We start from the raw sequence: 15,797 nt of genomic DNA, 5'->3' as shown, positions 1-15,797 counted from the left end.
TGGATCCGTCGACGAAAGGGGATTCGGCAGTCCATCACGCACGCTGGCCGGACGACCGGCGTCAGATCGTGGCGGGATGCTCAGCAGGTGACAGGTGTGGAAGTTGTTGTACGGCGGCCGGTTCCAGGTAGGTTGCGGGTTTCGGGGCGCCACCACAGCTGGCCTGCCTCGGGACGGCGGCAACGGTGCGGGCGGTGACGCGCCAGCGGCGGCCATCGCGGTGGGCGACGAGGGCGGTGCCCGCGACTGTCGGGTCGGATCCCGGGGTGGTGCCCGCTGGAGTCGGGTCGTCGTCGGGGTGGACGGTGAGGTCGTCGAGCGGGGTGGGTGGAAGTTGTTCGCGCACTGCCACTTCGGCCAGTTGGGCAATGGGGTCGTAGCAGCCGCGGCCGCGCAGGCCGGTCAGCGAGACCTGGCCTGACTCGGCGGCCGCGAGGGCGGCGTGGGCGGCGGGGATGTCGAGGCGACCGTAGGTGAGGCCCGAGGGGAGCAGGACGACGGCGGGTGCGAGGCGGTGGCCGCCGGTGTGGGAGGCCTCCCAGACCCGGCCGGGGTTCTCGGTGGCGAGGGCGGCGGCGATCGGGCGGCCCAGGCGCGCGCAGCACTGGTCGCGTTTGCCGTGAGCGCAGACCAGGACCACCGGACCGTCCACGGGCGCACCGATTCCCGGTGCCGGGCCGTCGACGAGACGCAGGTCGATGTCGAACAGTTCGCGCAGGTCGGTGATCTCGAACCGCTCGCACCAGGAACCCTGGGGGCGCGAGGCGGCCAGCAGGACCGTGCGGGTGCCGGTGAACTCGTTGCGGCCGGGGCGCCGGATCAGCGTCGGGCGGACATGCGCGGCGGTGCTGCGGGCGGCCAGTTCGGCGGTGATCTCCGGGCCGAGCACCTCGTCACCGAGCACGTCGCGCCCCCAGGCGCCGGGGTGCTCGACGCACAGCCAGCCGGTGACGTGGGCCGCGGTACCGAGCATCGGAAGGTCGGCAGAGGCCGCGGTACACGACAGACCGTCGAAGGGGGTCACAGGTGTCTCCTTACGCGGCGACTCGAAACCCGAGAGTCCGATAGGCGTCCATTTCACTTTAGAGCCGGGACCGGGGCTACTCGTAGACGCCCTCCGCGTGCCAGGTGTGGTCGTCGAAGACGAGTAGCACTGCGCGGATCTCGGTGGGTTCGGCGTCGAGTTGGACTTGGGCGCGGATCGCGACAGTGGGGTGGTCGGCGGTGGACCACCAGCGTTCGGTGACCGGCCACGGGCCTGCCCAGCCGAGTAGCGCCCACTGCTTGCTGCCCCAGTGCAGGCGAGCGGGGTCGGCGGTGAACAGGCCGCGGTCGGTGACCAGAACGTCGGTACCGTCGGCGGCGGTCAGGCACACGGTGGGGCGGTGCAGGAGCAGCAGGGTGGGGGCCGGTTCGGGGAGGCGACCGGGCCAGGGCTGGGCCGGGTCGGCGGCAGGGGCTAGTTCGTCGCCGAGGGCGATCATGGTGACGCGTTCGGCGGGGCCGCGACCGCCGCTGAGCACACCAATGCGGACCGCCTCGCCGCCGAGCAGGCCCTGCACCCGGACCAGGACCCGGCGGGCGCGTTCGGCCTCCTCGCCCTCACCGCCCCACAGCCCGAGCTGCAGGGCGTCCGCGGCGACCACCTCGACCGGTTCCAAGCGCAGCGCGATGATCGGCGCGGTGGGGCGGTCGCGGTGGGTGAGCCAGCCGTCGAGTTGCCAGCGGACGCGGTCGGCGGTGTCGGGTGCGGTGAGCGGGCGGGCACAGCGCCAGATCCTGGTGAGCTCCTCGCCCGCCTCGGTGCGGGCCGAGATCGCGAGCCGGGTGCAGGCCACCCCCACCGCCGACAGGACCGCGTGCAGCCGGGTGGACAGCTGCCTGCCCGCGAAGGCGGCCGCGTCGACCCGGTCGATGGGCGGATCGCAGTCCAGGTCCACGGTCAGTTCCGGGGCGGGTGGCCGCGCCGACGGCGGACGTTCCGGCAGGGCGCGGGCGATGCGGTGCGCGCGCACGGCGTCGGCGCCGAACCGGGAAGCCACCTCGGCGGGTGACAGGCGTGCGAAATCCCCGATGCGGCGTAACCCCAAGCGGTGCAACAGGTCGACCAGGTCGGCGCGTTCCGGAGCGGCCAGACTCGGTTCGACCGCGAGCTCCGACACCGGTAGCGGCGCGAGGTAGCGCGTCCCCTCCCCCAGTGGCACGATCGCCCCGCCCCTGGCCGCGAGCACCGCCGTCGACAGGACGTCGGCGATCCCGATCTGCGCCTCGGCCCCCGCCACGGCGACCGCGTCGATCAACTGCTCCGCCGCGGCCTCTTCCGAGCCGAAATACCGTGCCGCGCCGCGTGCCCCGAGCACGATGAGCCCCGGCCGCAACACCTCGACTCCCGGCACCGTCGCGTCGACCGCACCGGCCACCGACTCGAACAGGCGCGCGTCCCGATCCGGATCCTCCTGGGCGACCAGCAGTTCCGGACAGCACCCCTGCGCCTCCCGACGTCGCATCCCGCGGCGCACCCCCGCACCCCGCGCGACCGCCGAACACACCACCACCCGATTCCCCCGCAACACCGCCACCGGCCGATCCGCACCCACCCCGGCCACCGCCGCCGCCGCGACCGCCGCCCAGTCCGGGCACCACACCGCCAACACCCGATCACCGTGCGCCACAACGACACCGCCCGACACGCGACGCCGCAGCCCGATCCGCCACCACGGCCGCCCCATCGCCGGACCGGGCCCGCCGCACCGTGAGCACCTGCGTCAGGACACCGAGCCGGACACGCGTTGCGCCTCGACGACGAGTCACCGCCGAAGACCTGGACGAGCGATGGAAGCAGGGGAAACCGTTGGCTGGAAAGGCGTTCCCCAGAGCGTGCGAGCGCAGGGCAAGCGGTGATCGCCCGGCAGGCACCGGGGAGGCGGCAGGTCGCATCACCTCCATCGACCCAGGCCGAACGCGGCGGTCACGAGACCGCCTCGTGTAGTGCGGGCACTTCGGCGACGCGGACGGTTTCGCGGGTCTGCCATTCGGTGCGACCGGGCCGGGCGCACAGGTCGATGTGACCGTGGCGGGGTGGGCCCGCCTTGGCGCTGACGCGCACATCGAGGCAGACCGAGCGCAGGCGGCCGCGCCCGGGGCCGAGGCCGCGGTAGCCGGTGACGCGGGAGTCCAGGCGCAGCGACGGGTTGGTCCATTCGCCGCCGGCGACGACCAGGGTGGCGCCGCGATTGCGGGCCCGGGCGGCCAGGACACGGCAGCGGGCGGGCGGCACGGCGAGCCCGCCGAGACCGAGGACCACCAGGTCGAGGCCGTCGAGCAGGACCGCGGCGACCTCGGCGGGATCGGGCCCTGGGTCGGCGATCACCGCCAGCCGGGACAGTTGGGCACCCATTTCGGCGGCAGCCAGCAAACCGAGCCGGGGCAGGCCGATGACCGCGGCGTGGCCGCCGTGCGCGGTCACCTCGGCGAGCAGACCGGTCAACAGCGAATGCGCGCCGGAGTAGGCGATCACCGCGCCCTTGGGCAGCCCACCATCGGGCAGCAGATCGACCAGCGGCGCGGGCACCGGCAGCATGTCGCGCCGAAATCGCTGTTCACGGGGTATTCGACCGGACGCGGACTCACCGCGCCCCGGTATCGCGGCCATTCGCCTGCGCAGCTCGTCGAGCGTGCCCTGATCGGGCGACAACGCATCCGAACCCATCAAAACCACCTACTTCCACGATGGACCCGCGAGCGGCGAACCGCCCCACGCCGGAACAGTCAGCACCGTTCCAGCTATCGATCGTATTCGAATATACGTTCGAACGCGACCAGGGTGACACCCACCCCCACCTCGTGTCCACGGCGGGACGCCTTATACCCGGACACGGGGATACCCGCCAGTCAGCGGCATGTTCGACTACCCTCGCACCCGTGACCGAACGTGCCCGTCCCCATATCGGCCCCGACTACCTGGTCGCGGGCCGCTACCGCCTGCAGTCGAAACTGGGCGGCGGTGGCATGGGCGCGGTCTGGCTCGCGACCGACCGGCTGCTGAACCGGGAAGTCGCGATCAAGCAGGTGCTGTCCACCGCGGGGCTGAGCGAGGCCGAGGCCGAGGCGCTGCGCAGCAGCATCGTGCACGAGGGCCGGGTGGCCGCCAAGCTGTCGCACGAGCACGCCATCGCCGTCTACGACGTGGTGATCGAGGCGGGCGAGCCCTGGCTGATCATGGAGTACTTACCCTCGCGCAGCGTGGCCAGAGCCCTCGCGCTGGTCGACACGCTGCCCGCGGTCGAGGTCGCGCAGATCGGCGCCCAGGTGGCCGACGCGCTGGCCGCCGCGCACGCCGCGGGCATCGTGCACCGCGACATCAAGCCGGGCAACATCCTCGTCACCGACCGCGGCCCCGAGGTGGGCAAGGCCAAGCTCAGTGACTTCGGCATCTCGCGCGGCGCGGGCGACACCCACGGCGAGGACCCGGAAGGCACGATCACCGGCACCGCCGCCTACCTGCCGCCCGAGGTCGCGCGCGGCGCGCAGCCCACCGAGGCCAGCGACGTGTTCTCCCTCGGCGCCACCCTGTACACCGCGCTGGAGGGCCAGCCGCCGTTCGGATTCGACGACGGCGAGAACGATGTCGTCACCCGGGCCGCGATGGGCCGGATCATCCCGCCCAGCCGCAGCGGCATCCTCACCCAGCCGCTGCTGCACATGCTCGAGCCCGCGCCCCAACGTCGGCCGACCATGGCCGAGGCGCGCGACGAGATCCTCACCGCCGCTTTCGGACCGGGCACCGGCGCCTACATCCTCGGCATGCCCCTGCGCACCGAGGACGGAACCATCCCCGCCTGGGCTGCCCGTAACTCCGCCAGCGGCCTGCGCAGCCCGCATTCCGCGCCGCTGCCGCGCCCACAGCGCACCGCACCGATGGTCACCCCGGCCGCCGCGGCCCCCCGCTCTGGCAGCTTCCTGGACGACCTGCCCAACGGCGCGCCCCTGGCCATCGGCGCGGGTGTGCTGATCGGCCTGGTCATCCTGATCGCGATCATCATCGCGGTCATGTGAACCGACTCGTCTCGGTGCTCAGTCGATTCGGCGGTTGTGTGCCCAGCGGGTGAGCGCGTTGCGGTTGGACTGCTGGGTCTTGCGCAGCACGTTGGACGCGTGGGTTTCCACCGTCTTCACCGAGATGAACAGTGATTCGGCGATCTCGCGATAGGTGTACCCACGCGCGAGCAGGCGAAGGACTTCCAGTTCGCGCGGGGTGAGCGAGTCCAGTTCCGGGTCGAGTGGGGGTTCGGGGACCGGGGAGCGGCCGGTGAACGAATCGAGGACGAAACCGGCGAGGCGAGGGCTGAACACCGCGTCGCCGCCCGCCACCCGGCGGATGCCGTCGGCCAGTTCGGCGCCGGAGATGGTCTTGGTGACGTACCCGCGCGCACCCGCCCTGATCACCGCGATCACGTCCTCGGCGGCGTCGGACACGCTCAGCGCCAAGCACACCGGGCCCGCCGCGATCCGCGACAGCACCGCGACCCCGCCGCCGTCTGGCATGTGCACATCGAGCAGCACCACATCGGGCCGCGCGGCATCGATGCCGGCCACGGCCTCGGCCACCGCGCCCGCCTCACCGACGACCTCCATATCGGTCTCCCGGCTCAGCTCCGCCCGCACCCCTGACCGGAACACCGCGTGATCGTCGACCAGAAACACCCGAACACTCACTGACAACTCTCCTCATCCAACCCGCGCGATCGACTCGCTGTCATCGGTACCACAGTGCGGTGTCCAGGCGTGGACATCGGCGCGACTCCGTGCCGGCCGGCACACTCTCAGCGATTCCCCGCTTCGGAGCGCTCCTGCGAGTCGACGTCGGACGCGTCTCGCTCGGCGGGGGTCTCCTGCTCGGCGGGGGTCTCCTGCTCGACGGGGGTCTCCTGCTCGACGGGGGTCTCCTGCTCGACGGGGGTCTCCTGCTCGACGGGGGCGTCGGCGACGACGCCGGAATCGGTGCGCGGCATCACGATGCGAACCTCGGTGCCTCGGCCGACGGTGGAGTCGATCTCGGCGGTGCCGCCGCGACGTTCGATTCGGGCGCGAATCGATTTCGCCAGACCACGGCGGTCCTCGGGGACGGCCGAGACGTCGAAGCCGGCGCCACGGTCGCGAACGAAGATGCTCACCTGGTGGGCTTCGGCCTCGGCGAACAGGTCGATCTCGGGAACGCCGGCGTGCTTGGCCGCGTTGACCAGCGCTTCGCGGCTGGCGCCGAGCAGCGCGGTGAAGTGTTCCTTGGGCAGGCCGTCACCGGTGTCGCCGGGGTCCATCGCGACATCGCCGACGGTGACCGGGGTGACCTTCACGCCGTGCTGGTCCTCCACCTCGCCCGCGATCGTGCGCAGCGCGGCGGCCAGGCTCGAATGGGCGGGGGCGGTGTCGTCGAAGAGCCACTTGCGCAGTTCGCGTTCCTGGCTGCGGGCCAGGCGCAGGACTTCCTGCGGGTCCTCGGCCTGGCGCTGGATCAGCGCGAGGGTCTGCAGCACCGAATCGTGCAGGTGCGAGGCGATCTCCTCGCGTTCCTCGTTGCGGATGCGGGCGCCGCGTTCGGCGTTGAGGGCGCGGACCATGCGCAGCCACAGCGGGACCGTCAGCAGACCGGCGCCGATCAGGGTGACCGCGACGGCGATCAGGGCCGAACCGAGCGAGCTGAGATCGATCCTGGCCAGCACCACCACACCGAGCCCGAACACGATCAGCGTCGCCCCGGCCACGATGCGCGACCAGGTGACCACCGAGGGTCGCGCGGGCAGCCCGAACAGGGCGCGTGGACCCGGCGCGGCGACGTCGTACTCCCGCCACACCAGCGCCGCGCCGACCGCGATCACCACGATCGGGGCGATCACGTTCGCGGCGGTCCCCTGGAACAGCCACCCCACCGTGACCGTGAGACCGAGCCCGAGCAGGGCGAGGCCGATCGCCTGCCTGCGCTCGTCACCGGTGGGCTTGACCGCGTCACCGCCGCCGGGGGTGAAGATCCACAGCAGACCGTAAGCCACCAGGCCCGCACCGACCAGCGCGGACAGCAGCACGAAGGCCATCCGCACCTTGAACACGTCGACGCCGAGATGATCGGCCAATCCGCCCGCGACACCGCCGACCACGCGGCCACCGGTCCGGCGAACCATCCGCGGGGTCTCGGGCAGTGGCGGCCCGACCGGCTCGGGACCGGGCGCCGGCATCATCCCCGGCCGATACCCGCGCGGCACCCCGTAACCCCTCGGCGCACTGACACCCGGATACCCCGGAAACTGCCCGTATCCCGGCATGGGCGGGTGGAACTGCTGGCCCGCGACCATCGGCTGCGGCGGCCCGTAGAAGGCCTGTCCGGCACCGAACGCGGCCCCCGCGACGAGCCGCTGCGCCCGATTCCGCACCCGCCGGTTTCCCCCGAACCGCGGGTCCACCGCGGCCCCGGGGCCACCGTTTACGGCGAAGGGCGGGACAGGACCGCGCTGCGGCGCCGCGGCGCGGTACGCACCGCGATGGCCCGCGGGAGCGGCGTTGTTCCCTGGGGCGACGCCGGGCCCGTAGGGGGTGGTTGGCCCCTGGGCGGCGGTGCTGGCGGGAGCAGACGGATCCATCCTTCGATACTGGCACGCATCACCCGGGGCGGGCATCGGGAACATCCCTGAGATCGAATTATCAGGGTTACCCCCGATGTGCGAAGGGGCTGGTCCGGCCCACCATGGAAGGCATGAGCAGCAGAACGAGCTTTGCCGACCAGGTTCAGCAGATGTGGCACACGCGGCCGGTCCGGCTGCCGCGGCAGGGACCGATCGCCGGTGTCGCGGCGGGGTTCGGGCTGCGGTACGGCATCGATCCGGTGTTGGTGCGGGTGGCGTTCGTGGTGTCGACGATCTTCGGTGGCGCGGGCATCGTGCTCTACCTGCTGGCCTGGCTGGTGCTGAGCTCGGCGGGCGACGAGGCGTCGGCGGCCGAGGCGCTGACCGGCAACGGACGCAGCTCGCAGTCGCAGACCAAGACGATCGTGCTGATCGTGGCCCTGGCCATCGCGGTCTCGACCATGGGCCCGATCGGGATGGGGCTCGGTGGGTCGGGCGTGATCAGCATGGGCCTGATGCTCGGCGGCTGGTGGATGCTCTACCTGCGTCATCCCGAGCTGCCCGTGGGCTTCGACGCCTACCGCCACCACTCCGTCGGCGCCACCGGATACCCCGGCGCGGGCTACCCGACCGGGGCTCCCGTCAGCGGCTACTCCTACACCCCTGAGCCGCCGACCGGCATGTACACCCCGTACACCAAGCTCCCCGACGCCTACGTACCCGATCCGGCGACGACCGCGCCTCCGCGCGCGCAGAACCGCGCGGACGCAGCGGAATCCACTCCCCTGCTGCGGGTGGATGCCGCGGAGACGGTCATCCTGCACAAGGATGTCGACGACACCGGCGCCACCGCGGTGATTCCGGCTACCGAGCCGCCGACCACGTCGGAGAGCACGGCTGACACCAACTCGGCCGCGACTGAATCGCGTTCTCCAGCGCCAGGATCGACCGATATCCCGGATCCGGCCACCGGCTCGCACGAGCCCATCGTGGCGGAAGCTGTCCTGAACACCACCGACGCGGCAGCAGCGGATTCGGCGACCTCGAAGTCCGACGACAGTCGCTCGGTGGATGATTCGACCGCCTCGACCGACGAACCCGTTGTCGACCTCGGCAAGCCCGACGCGGAATCGTCGTCCCAGACCCCGACCACCGCGACGCCCACCGCCGACACCGCGGCCCTGCGCAAGGAATTCCCCACTCCCACACCGGGATTTCCCCGCACCCGCGCCCAGGTCCCGCACGGCTGGGATCCCCTCGCCGTCGCTCCGCTGGCCTGGGAGCTCCCCGAGGCCGCACCCCAGTACGCCCCGGTCGTCGCACCGCCGCCGAAACGGCCACGCTCCCGGCTCACTCCGGTGACCATCGGGTTGGCGATCCTGGCCGCCGCGGTGGCCGGTGCGGTGGCCGCCTCCGGCGCCGAGTGGATGACCCCCGCGCGAATCGGCGCCTTCGCGTTGGCCGTGATCGGACTCGGTCTCATCGCGGGCGCGTTCCTGCGACGCGGGTACGGGCTGCTGGTGCTCACCGCCCCGCTGGCCGGATTCGTCCTGCTGGCGTCGCTGATCGGGCCGATCGACTTCGAGCGCAACGCCATGGGCGAACGCACGTGGGCACCGGCTTCGATCGCCGAGCTGCAGCCGAGCTACTCGATGAGCATGGGCTCGGCCACCCTGGACCTGCGGGAGATGCAGCTCACCGAGCCCCGCGCCGTCCAGCTGTCGGTGAACATGGGCGAAGCCATTGTCCTACTACCGGAAGGAATGCGGGTGAACACAACCTGTGATGTCAGGACGGGCGACGCCACGAATTGTCAGGAAGGGCTGACCGGGCCCGACACCCCCGACGCACCGGTCCTCGACCTGCGGGTCGTGGTGCGCATGGGCGCCGTGGAGGTGACCCGTGGCTGAGCACGACAGCGTCGAGACCCGGCGCCGACCCGCCTTCTCACTCCTGCTCACCGGCATCCTCGCCCTGGCGCTGAGCGCGTGGGCCCTGCTGGGCGCGCCCACTCCCGACAGCGGCGGCATCCTGCCGATCGGCTGGTTCGTGGTGATCACCGCGGTCGTCATCGGTCTGGTGCTCACCCTCTCCCCCGGCCGCAAACGACACTGACCGAAGGACAACCGAACACCGAACTCGGCTATGGCCCGTCACTGTGACGGGCCATAGCCGGTGAAGGGGACAACGACAATGGACAAGCCGACAGCACCCGAATGCCCACCCACCGGCGGCCTTTCGCTGGGCCGACTACTCCTGGCGCACGTCAACCACGCCCCACACAGCTCCGCCATGACCGCCCCACCCAGCCCCGCACCCGCGACCCCGAGGAGCGGCGGCCGCGAAGCGGCCGGTCGCGGCCGGGTCGCCGGTTAGGCGCCGCGGCGTACGCGACGAAGGAGCAAGCCGCGGTGCCTAACCGGCGGCCCCTCGGGGCCGCGACTCGAGCGCGCCAGCGCTCCAACCAACACAGCTCATTCCCACTCGATGGTGCCCGGCGGCTTGCTCGTCACGTCGAGGACCACGCGGTTGACCTCGGCCACCTCGTTGGTGATCCGGGTGGAGATGCGTTCGAGCACGTCGTAGGGCAGGCGGGTCCAGTCGGCGGTCATCGCGTCCTCGCTGGAGACCGGGCGCAGCACGATCGGGTGACCGTAGGTGCGGCCGTCGCCCTGGACGCCGACCGAGCGCACGTCGGCGAGCAGCACGACCGGGCACTGCCAGATCTGCTTGTCGAGTCCGGCGGCGGTGAGTTCCTCGCGGGCGATGGCGTCGGCCTGGCGCAGCAGGTCGAGCCGGTCGGCGGTCACCTCACCGACGATGCGGATGGCGAGGCCGGGGCCCGGGAAGGGCTGGCGCGCAACCAGTTCCTCGGGCAGGCCCAGTTCGCGACCGACCGCGCGGACCTCGTCCTTGAACAGCAGGCGCAGTGGTTCGACCAGGTCGAACTCGAGATCGTCGGGCAGGCCGCCGACATTGTGGTGACTCTTGATGTTGGCGGTGCCGGTACCGCCGCCGGACTCGACGACGTCCGGGTAGAGGGTGCCCTGCACCAGGAACTCGACCTTCGGGGCAACGCCCGCGGCCTCGCCCTCCTCGAGCACGATGCCGGCGACCGCGTCCTCGAAGGAACGGATGAACTCGCGACCGATGATCTTGCGCTTCTCCTCGGGATCGGAGACGCCCTTCAGCTCACCGAGGAACTTGTCCACCGCGTCGACGGTCACCAGCTTGGCACCGGTCGCGGCGACGAAGTCCTGCTGGACCTGTTCGCGCTCGCCCGCCCGCAGCAGACCGTGGTCGACGAACACACAGGTGAGCCGGTCACCGATCGCGCGCTGCACCAGGGCGGCCGCGACCGCGGAGTCGACGCCACCGGAGAGCCCGCAGATGGCGTGGCCGTCGCCGATCTGGGCGCGCACGTCCTCGATCAGCGCCTCGGCGATATTGGCCGGGGTCCACTGCGCGGGAATGCCCGCCAGCTCGTGCAGGAAGCGGCTGAGCACCTGCTGACCGTGCGGGGAGTGCAGCACCTCGGGGTGGTACTGGACACCGGCCAGGCGACGCGCGCGATCCTCGAACGCGGCGACCGGGGCGCCCGCGGTGGTGCCGGTGACCTCGAAGCCCGCGGGAGCGTCGGTCACGGCGTCGCCGTGGCTCATCCACACCGGCTGGATCGTGGGCAGTCCGCCGTGCAGCACGCCGCCATCGATGTTGAGTTCGGTGCGGCCGTATTCGCGGGTGCCGGTGTGCGACACGGTGCCGCCGAGGGCCTGCGCCATGGCCTGGAAGCCGTAGCAGATGCCGAACACCGGGATGTCGAGGTCGAACAGTCGCGCGTCGAGCTGCGGGGCACCCTCGGCGTACACGCTGGACGGGCCGCCGGACAGGATCACGGCCAGGGGCTGCTTGTCGGCGATTTCCTCCACCGTCATGGTGTGCGGAATGACCTCGGAGAACACTCTGGCCTCGCGCACCCGCCGGGCGATCAGCTGGGCGTACTGCGCGCCGAAGTCGACGACGAGGACCGGTCTCTGAGTTTCTGCCACCGGCACAGTTTAGTGACGACGCCGCCGCGGTGAGCAGCGGGCGCCCCTGCCACGCTGACGCGCCGTAGTGACCACCCACGACGCGCCCGGATTCCTTGCGCGTCGCGCGGTGGGGCTGGTTATCCTCGTGCACGTGCCATTCGCCCGCGCGATCGACGCCGACATCTACTACGAGGACAGCGGTGGCACAGGGCCGGTGGTGTCGCTCGCCCACGAATTCTTCATGGACCACACCATGTTCGCCTCCCAGCAGGCCGTGCTCTCCCCCGAGTTCCGGATCGTGGCGTGGGACGCGCGCGGACACGGCCGCACCAGGGATCAGCGGTTGCCGTTCACCTATTGGACCGCCGCGCGCGACGCGCTGACCGTCCTCGACAGCATCGGCGCCGAACGCGCCATCGTCGGCGGGACCGCGCAAGGGGGATTCACCGCGCTGCGCACCGCGCTGGTCGCGCCCGAACGCGTCGCCGCGCTGATCTTGATCAGCACCGAGGCGCACGGGCCGACCCACGAGCAGTCCAAGGCCACCCAACGCTTCCTCGACGAGTGGCACGACCGCGGCTCCCGTGCCGAAGCCGCCGGCCGACTGGCCGACTGGCTGATCGGTGACGACCACCGCTACCGCGACATCTGGACCCGTCGCTGGGTCGGCGACGCGCACAACGGCCTCGACGCCGCCGTGGGCTGCCTGCTCGGCCGCGACTCGGTCCTCGACCGGCTGCGCGAGATCACCTGCCCCGCGCTGATCATCCACGCCACCCACAGCGGCATCGCGGGTGCCCGCGCGCGCACGCTGGCCGACGGGCTCACCGCCTCGACCTATCTCGAGATCGACGGCGCCCGGCTCGCGGTCACCATGACCCACTCCGAGCCGGTCAACACCGCGATCGCGCGGTTCCTGCGCGAGCGGGTGTCACTGGCACACGTGCGTTAGCGGACGGTCAGCCCGACCTTCTGGAACTCCTTGAGGTCGGAGTAGCCCGCCTTGGCCATCGACCGGCGCAGGCCGCCGACCAGGTTCAGTGAACCGAACGGGTCGTCGGAGGGGCCGTAGAGCACCCGCTCGAGGTTCGGGCGGGTGACCGCGCCGCCGGCGCCGTCGAGCCAGGACTCGTCGACCGGCAGGAACGAACCGCGCGGCACCGAGGGGTGCGCGGCGGCCGAGGGCCAGTACCACCCGCGGCCGGGCGCTTCGGCCGAAACCGACAGCGGCACACCGAGCATCACCGCGTCGGCGCCACAGGCGATGGCCTTGGCCAGCTGGCCCGAGGTGGCCACGTCACCGTCGGCGATCACGTGCACGTAGCGGCCGCCGGTCTCGTCGAGGTAGTCGCGGCGCGCGGCGGCGGCGTCGGCGATCGCGGTGGCCATCGGCACGCCAATGCCCAGCACCTCGCCGGTGGTGGTGGCGCCCGGGTAGGAGCCGTAGCCGACGATGACGCCCGCCGCGCCGGTGCGCATCAGGTGCAGCGCGGTGCGGTGATCGCTCACGCCGCCGGCGACGACCGGCACGTCCAGCTCGGCGATGAAGGTCTTCAGGTTCAACGGCTCGGCGGCGGGAGCGACGGGCCCGGAGGAGGCAGCGCGCGTAACCACGGAGGGTCCCGCGGACGCTGCGCTGACACTGCCACCGACATGCTCGGCGGAGATGATGGTGCCCTGCACCACCAGCAGGTCGACCCCGGCCTGCACGAGGGCGGGGGTCAGCGCCCGCGCGTTCTGCGGGCTCACCCGGACGGCGGTGGTCACGCCCGCGGCGCGCACCTGGGCGACCGCGGTGGCGAGCAGGTCGGGCTGCATGGGCGCGGCGTGCAGTTCCTGCAGCAGCGCGATGGCTCGTTCGTAACCCCCCTTGTCGACCAGATCGATCAGCTGGTCGACCTTGGCCTGCACATCGGCGTGCCGCGCCCACAGACCCTCACCGTTGATCACCCCGAGGCCACCGAGGCGACCCAGCTCGATCGCGAACTCCGGGGAGACGAGCGCGTCGGTGGGATGCGCGAGAACCGGGACCTCGAACCGGTAGGCGTCGAGCTGCCAGGCCAGCGAGACCTGCTTCGACGAGCGGGTCCGCCGCGAGGGGACGATGTCGACATCGTCGAGCTCGTAGGTCCGACGAGCGACCCGCCCCATACCGATTTCCACCATGTCACGCACAGTTACGCTCTGCTTTCTGAGCGCTGGCGCGCTCGAGTTCGCGGCCCCGAGGGGCCACCGGCCACTGCGTGGCCGCCGCTCCTCGAGGTCGCGGGTACGGGGGGACGTTGGCTTGGAAGCTCACCTCGGCGGTCAGCCTTCGCTGTTGTCTCGGGGACCGCAAGCACGGGCAGGTGCGAGTCGTCCGCGTGTTCGTGCGCCGGAGGTCGCCCTCCGGCGCACAAACGCGTCTATTGTACTCAGCCGCGTCCGGTGTAGTTCGGGGCCTCGACCGTCATGGTGATGTCGTGCGGGTGGCTCTCCTTGAGACCCGCCGCGGTGATCTGCACGAACTGCGCGCCCTGGAGGTGCTCGATGTTCTGCGAGCCCGTGTAGCCCATGGCCGCGCGCAGGCCGCCGACCAGCTGGTGGATCACCTGGTTGACCGGGCCGCGGAACGGGACACGGCCCTCGATGCCCTCGGGGACGAGCTTGTCCTCGGCGAGCACGTCGTCCTGGAAGTAGCGGTCCTTGGAGTAGGACTTGGCCTGGCCGCGACCCTGCATGGCACCCAGCGAGCCCATGCCGCGGTAGCTCTTGAACTGCTTGCCGTTGACCAGGATCAGTTCACCGGGGGCCTCCGCGGTGCCGGCGAGCAGCGATCCGAGCATCACGGTGGAGGCCCCGGCGGCGATGGCCTTGGCGACGTCACCGGAGTACTGCACGCCACCGTCGGCGATCACCGGCACCCCGGCGGCCTTGCACGCGGCGACGGCCTCGAGGATCGCGGTGATCTGCGGCGCGCCGACACCGGCGACCACGCGGGTGGTGCAGATGGAGCCGGGACCGACACCCACCTTGACAGCGTCCACGCCCGCCTCGACGAGCGCCGCGGCGCCCGCGCGCGTCGCGACATTGCCGCCGACGATCTGGATACGGTCGCCCACCTCGGCCTTGACCTTGGCGACCATCTGCAGCACCTGCGACTGATGCCCGTGCGCGGTGTCGACGATCAGCACATCGACCCCGGCGTCGGCCAGCGTCATCGCCCGCGACCAGGAATCCTCGCCGACACCGATCGCGGCGCCGACCAGCAGGCGGCCGTCGCGGTCCTTGGTGGCGTTGGGGTACTGATCGGTCTTGACGAAGTCCTTGACCGTGATCAGGCCGCGCAGTCGGCCGTTGCCGTCCACGATCGGCAGCTTCTCGATCTTGTGGCGGCGCAGCAGGCCGAGCGCGGCCTCGGCGGTGACGCCCTCCTGCGCGGTGATCAGCGGCGCCTTGGTCATCACCTCGTCGACGCGGCGGTCCTGGTCGACCTCGAAGCGCATGTCACGGTTGGTGATGATGCCCACCAGCGAACCGGTCTCGTCCACCACGGGCAGACCCGAGATGCGGAACCGGGCGCACATCGCGTCGACCTCGGCGAGGGTGTCGGTGGGACGACAGGTGACCGGGTCGGTCACCATGCCCGCCTCCGAGCGCTTCACCGTCTCCACCTGGGCGGCCTGATCGGCGCCCGACAGATTGCGGTGCAGCACACCCATGCCGCCCGCACGCGCCATGGCGATGGCCATGCGCGCCTCGGTGACGGTGTCCATGGCCGAACTCACCAGCGGCGTGCGCAGGGTGATCTCCCTGGTGAGCCTGCTGGAGGTCTCGACGGAGCTGGGGATCAGATCCGAGGCGGCGGGCAGCAACAGCACGTCGTCGAACGTGAGGCCGAGCATGGCGATCTTGGCCGGATCGTCGCCACCCGTAGGAGGGCGCACCGCGATTCGTTCGCCCGACACGGGATTACTCATTCGGATCGACCCCTCCTGGTCGTCGGTAGCAACCGACGCCGGAAGATGCAGCGCGACGGTGCTGAGCGGAAAAGTTGGATGGTCGGTGAGAACACGCTCGCCGACGCCTGCATTCCATGGTATCCGGCGCCGATGTGGGCCTGTGAAGTGAGCCCTTCGGCAAAACTTGCCCAGTGCATCGCTGGCGCAGACCA

General features: G+C 71.4%; 12 protein-coding genes. 4 read left to right on the top strand and 8 right to left on the bottom strand.

Going from position 1 to position 15,797, the window contains the following annotated elements; genetic code table 11:
- Window positions 1–61 precede the first annotated feature (61 nt).
- The 3 genes from BOX37_RS04495 to BOX37_RS04485 form a co-directional block, all read right to left on the bottom strand.
- Entirely contained in the window at window positions 62–973 is a 912-nt protein-coding gene (locus BOX37_RS04495; protein ID WP_084760634.1) for a sucrase ferredoxin, read from the bottom strand.
- A gap of 127 nt (window positions 974–1,100) precedes the next feature.
- The gene (locus BOX37_RS04490) at window positions 1,101–2,729 is read right to left on the bottom strand and encodes a DNA polymerase Y family protein (RefSeq protein ID WP_084759418.1); all 1,629 of its coding nucleotides are present in this window, start codon (window positions 2,727–2,729) and stop codon (window positions 1,101–1,103) included.
- Window positions 2,730–2,968: 239 nt separating this feature from the next.
- Window positions 2,969–3,709, bottom strand: coding sequence for a hypothetical protein (locus tag BOX37_RS04485; RefSeq protein ID WP_071926522.1), 741 nt, complete (start codon window positions 3,707–3,709; stop codon window positions 2,969–2,971).
- 212 nt (window positions 3,710–3,921) lie between these two features.
- On the opposite strand from BOX37_RS04485, the gene BOX37_RS04480 reads away from it, so the two are divergent.
- A complete protein-coding gene (locus BOX37_RS04480) occupies window positions 3,922–5,055 on the top strand; it encodes a serine/threonine-protein kinase (protein ID WP_071926521.1) in 1,134 nt (377 codons plus the stop codon).
- An 18-nt stretch (window positions 5,056–5,073) separates the two neighbouring features.
- Here BOX37_RS04480 and BOX37_RS04475 read toward each other — a convergent pair whose 3' ends face one another.
- Both BOX37_RS04475 and BOX37_RS04470 read right to left on the bottom strand, forming a co-directional pair.
- On the bottom strand, window positions 5,074–5,715 hold the full coding sequence (locus BOX37_RS04475; protein ID WP_420811580.1) for a response regulator: 642 nt from the start codon (window positions 5,713–5,715) through the stop codon (window positions 5,074–5,076).
- A 107-nt stretch (window positions 5,716–5,822) separates the two neighbouring features.
- The gene (locus BOX37_RS04470) at window positions 5,823–7,232 is read right to left on the bottom strand and encodes a PspC domain-containing protein (RefSeq protein WP_084760631.1); all 1,410 of its coding nucleotides are present in this window, start codon (window positions 7,230–7,232) and stop codon (window positions 5,823–5,825) included.
- A 512-nt stretch (window positions 7,233–7,744) separates the two neighbouring features.
- Here BOX37_RS04470 and BOX37_RS35720 point away from each other — a divergent pair.
- Both BOX37_RS35720 and BOX37_RS04460 read left to right on the top strand, forming a co-directional pair.
- A complete protein-coding gene (locus BOX37_RS35720) occupies window positions 7,745–9,523 on the top strand; it encodes a PspC domain-containing protein (protein WP_276207233.1) in 1,779 nt (592 codons plus the stop codon).
- Window positions 9,516–9,728: a hypothetical protein gene (locus tag BOX37_RS04460; protein ID WP_071926518.1), complete on the top strand. Its 213-nt coding sequence runs from the start codon at window positions 9,516–9,518 to the stop codon at window positions 9,726–9,728. The genes BOX37_RS35720 and BOX37_RS04460 overlap by 8 nt, the downstream gene beginning before the upstream one ends.
- Window positions 9,729–10,087: 359 nt before the next feature.
- Here BOX37_RS04460 and guaA read toward each other — a convergent pair whose 3' ends face one another.
- Window positions 10,088–11,668 carry a glutamine-hydrolyzing GMP synthase gene (gene guaA / locus BOX37_RS04455; protein WP_420811579.1) on the bottom strand — a complete coding sequence of 527 codons (1,581 nt, stop codon included), beginning with the start codon at window positions 11,666–11,668 and terminating at the stop codon, window positions 10,088–10,090.
- Between the two features lie 127 nt (window positions 11,669–11,795).
- On the opposite strand from guaA, the gene BOX37_RS04450 reads away from it, so the two are divergent.
- The gene (locus BOX37_RS04450) at window positions 11,796–12,596 is read left to right on the top strand and encodes an alpha/beta fold hydrolase (protein WP_071931182.1); all 801 of its coding nucleotides are present in this window, start codon (window positions 11,796–11,798) and stop codon (window positions 12,594–12,596) included.
- On the opposite strand, the gene BOX37_RS04445 is transcribed toward BOX37_RS04450, so the two are convergent.
- Window positions 12,593–13,819, bottom strand: coding sequence for a GuaB3 family IMP dehydrogenase-related protein (locus tag BOX37_RS04445; protein WP_071926516.1), 1,227 nt, complete (start codon window positions 13,817–13,819; stop codon window positions 12,593–12,595). The two genes, BOX37_RS04450 and BOX37_RS04445, sit on opposite strands and share 4 nt — an antisense overlap.
- A 239-nt stretch (window positions 13,820–14,058) precedes the next feature.
- Complete coding sequence (guaB, locus tag BOX37_RS04440) at window positions 14,059–15,603, bottom strand: IMP dehydrogenase (RefSeq protein WP_276207232.1); 1,545 nt, start codon at window positions 15,601–15,603, stop codon at window positions 14,059–14,061.
- Window positions 15,604–15,797 lie beyond the last annotated feature (194 nt).

The sequence above is a fragment of the Nocardia mangyaensis genome (assembly GCF_001886715.1).
In the GTDB taxonomy this organism is placed as follows: Bacteria; Actinomycetota; Actinomycetes; order Mycobacteriales; family Mycobacteriaceae; genus Nocardia; species Nocardia mangyaensis.
The sequence above is the reverse complement of the archived record's forward strand: the minus strand, read 5'-3'. Positions and strand labels throughout refer to the sequence as shown.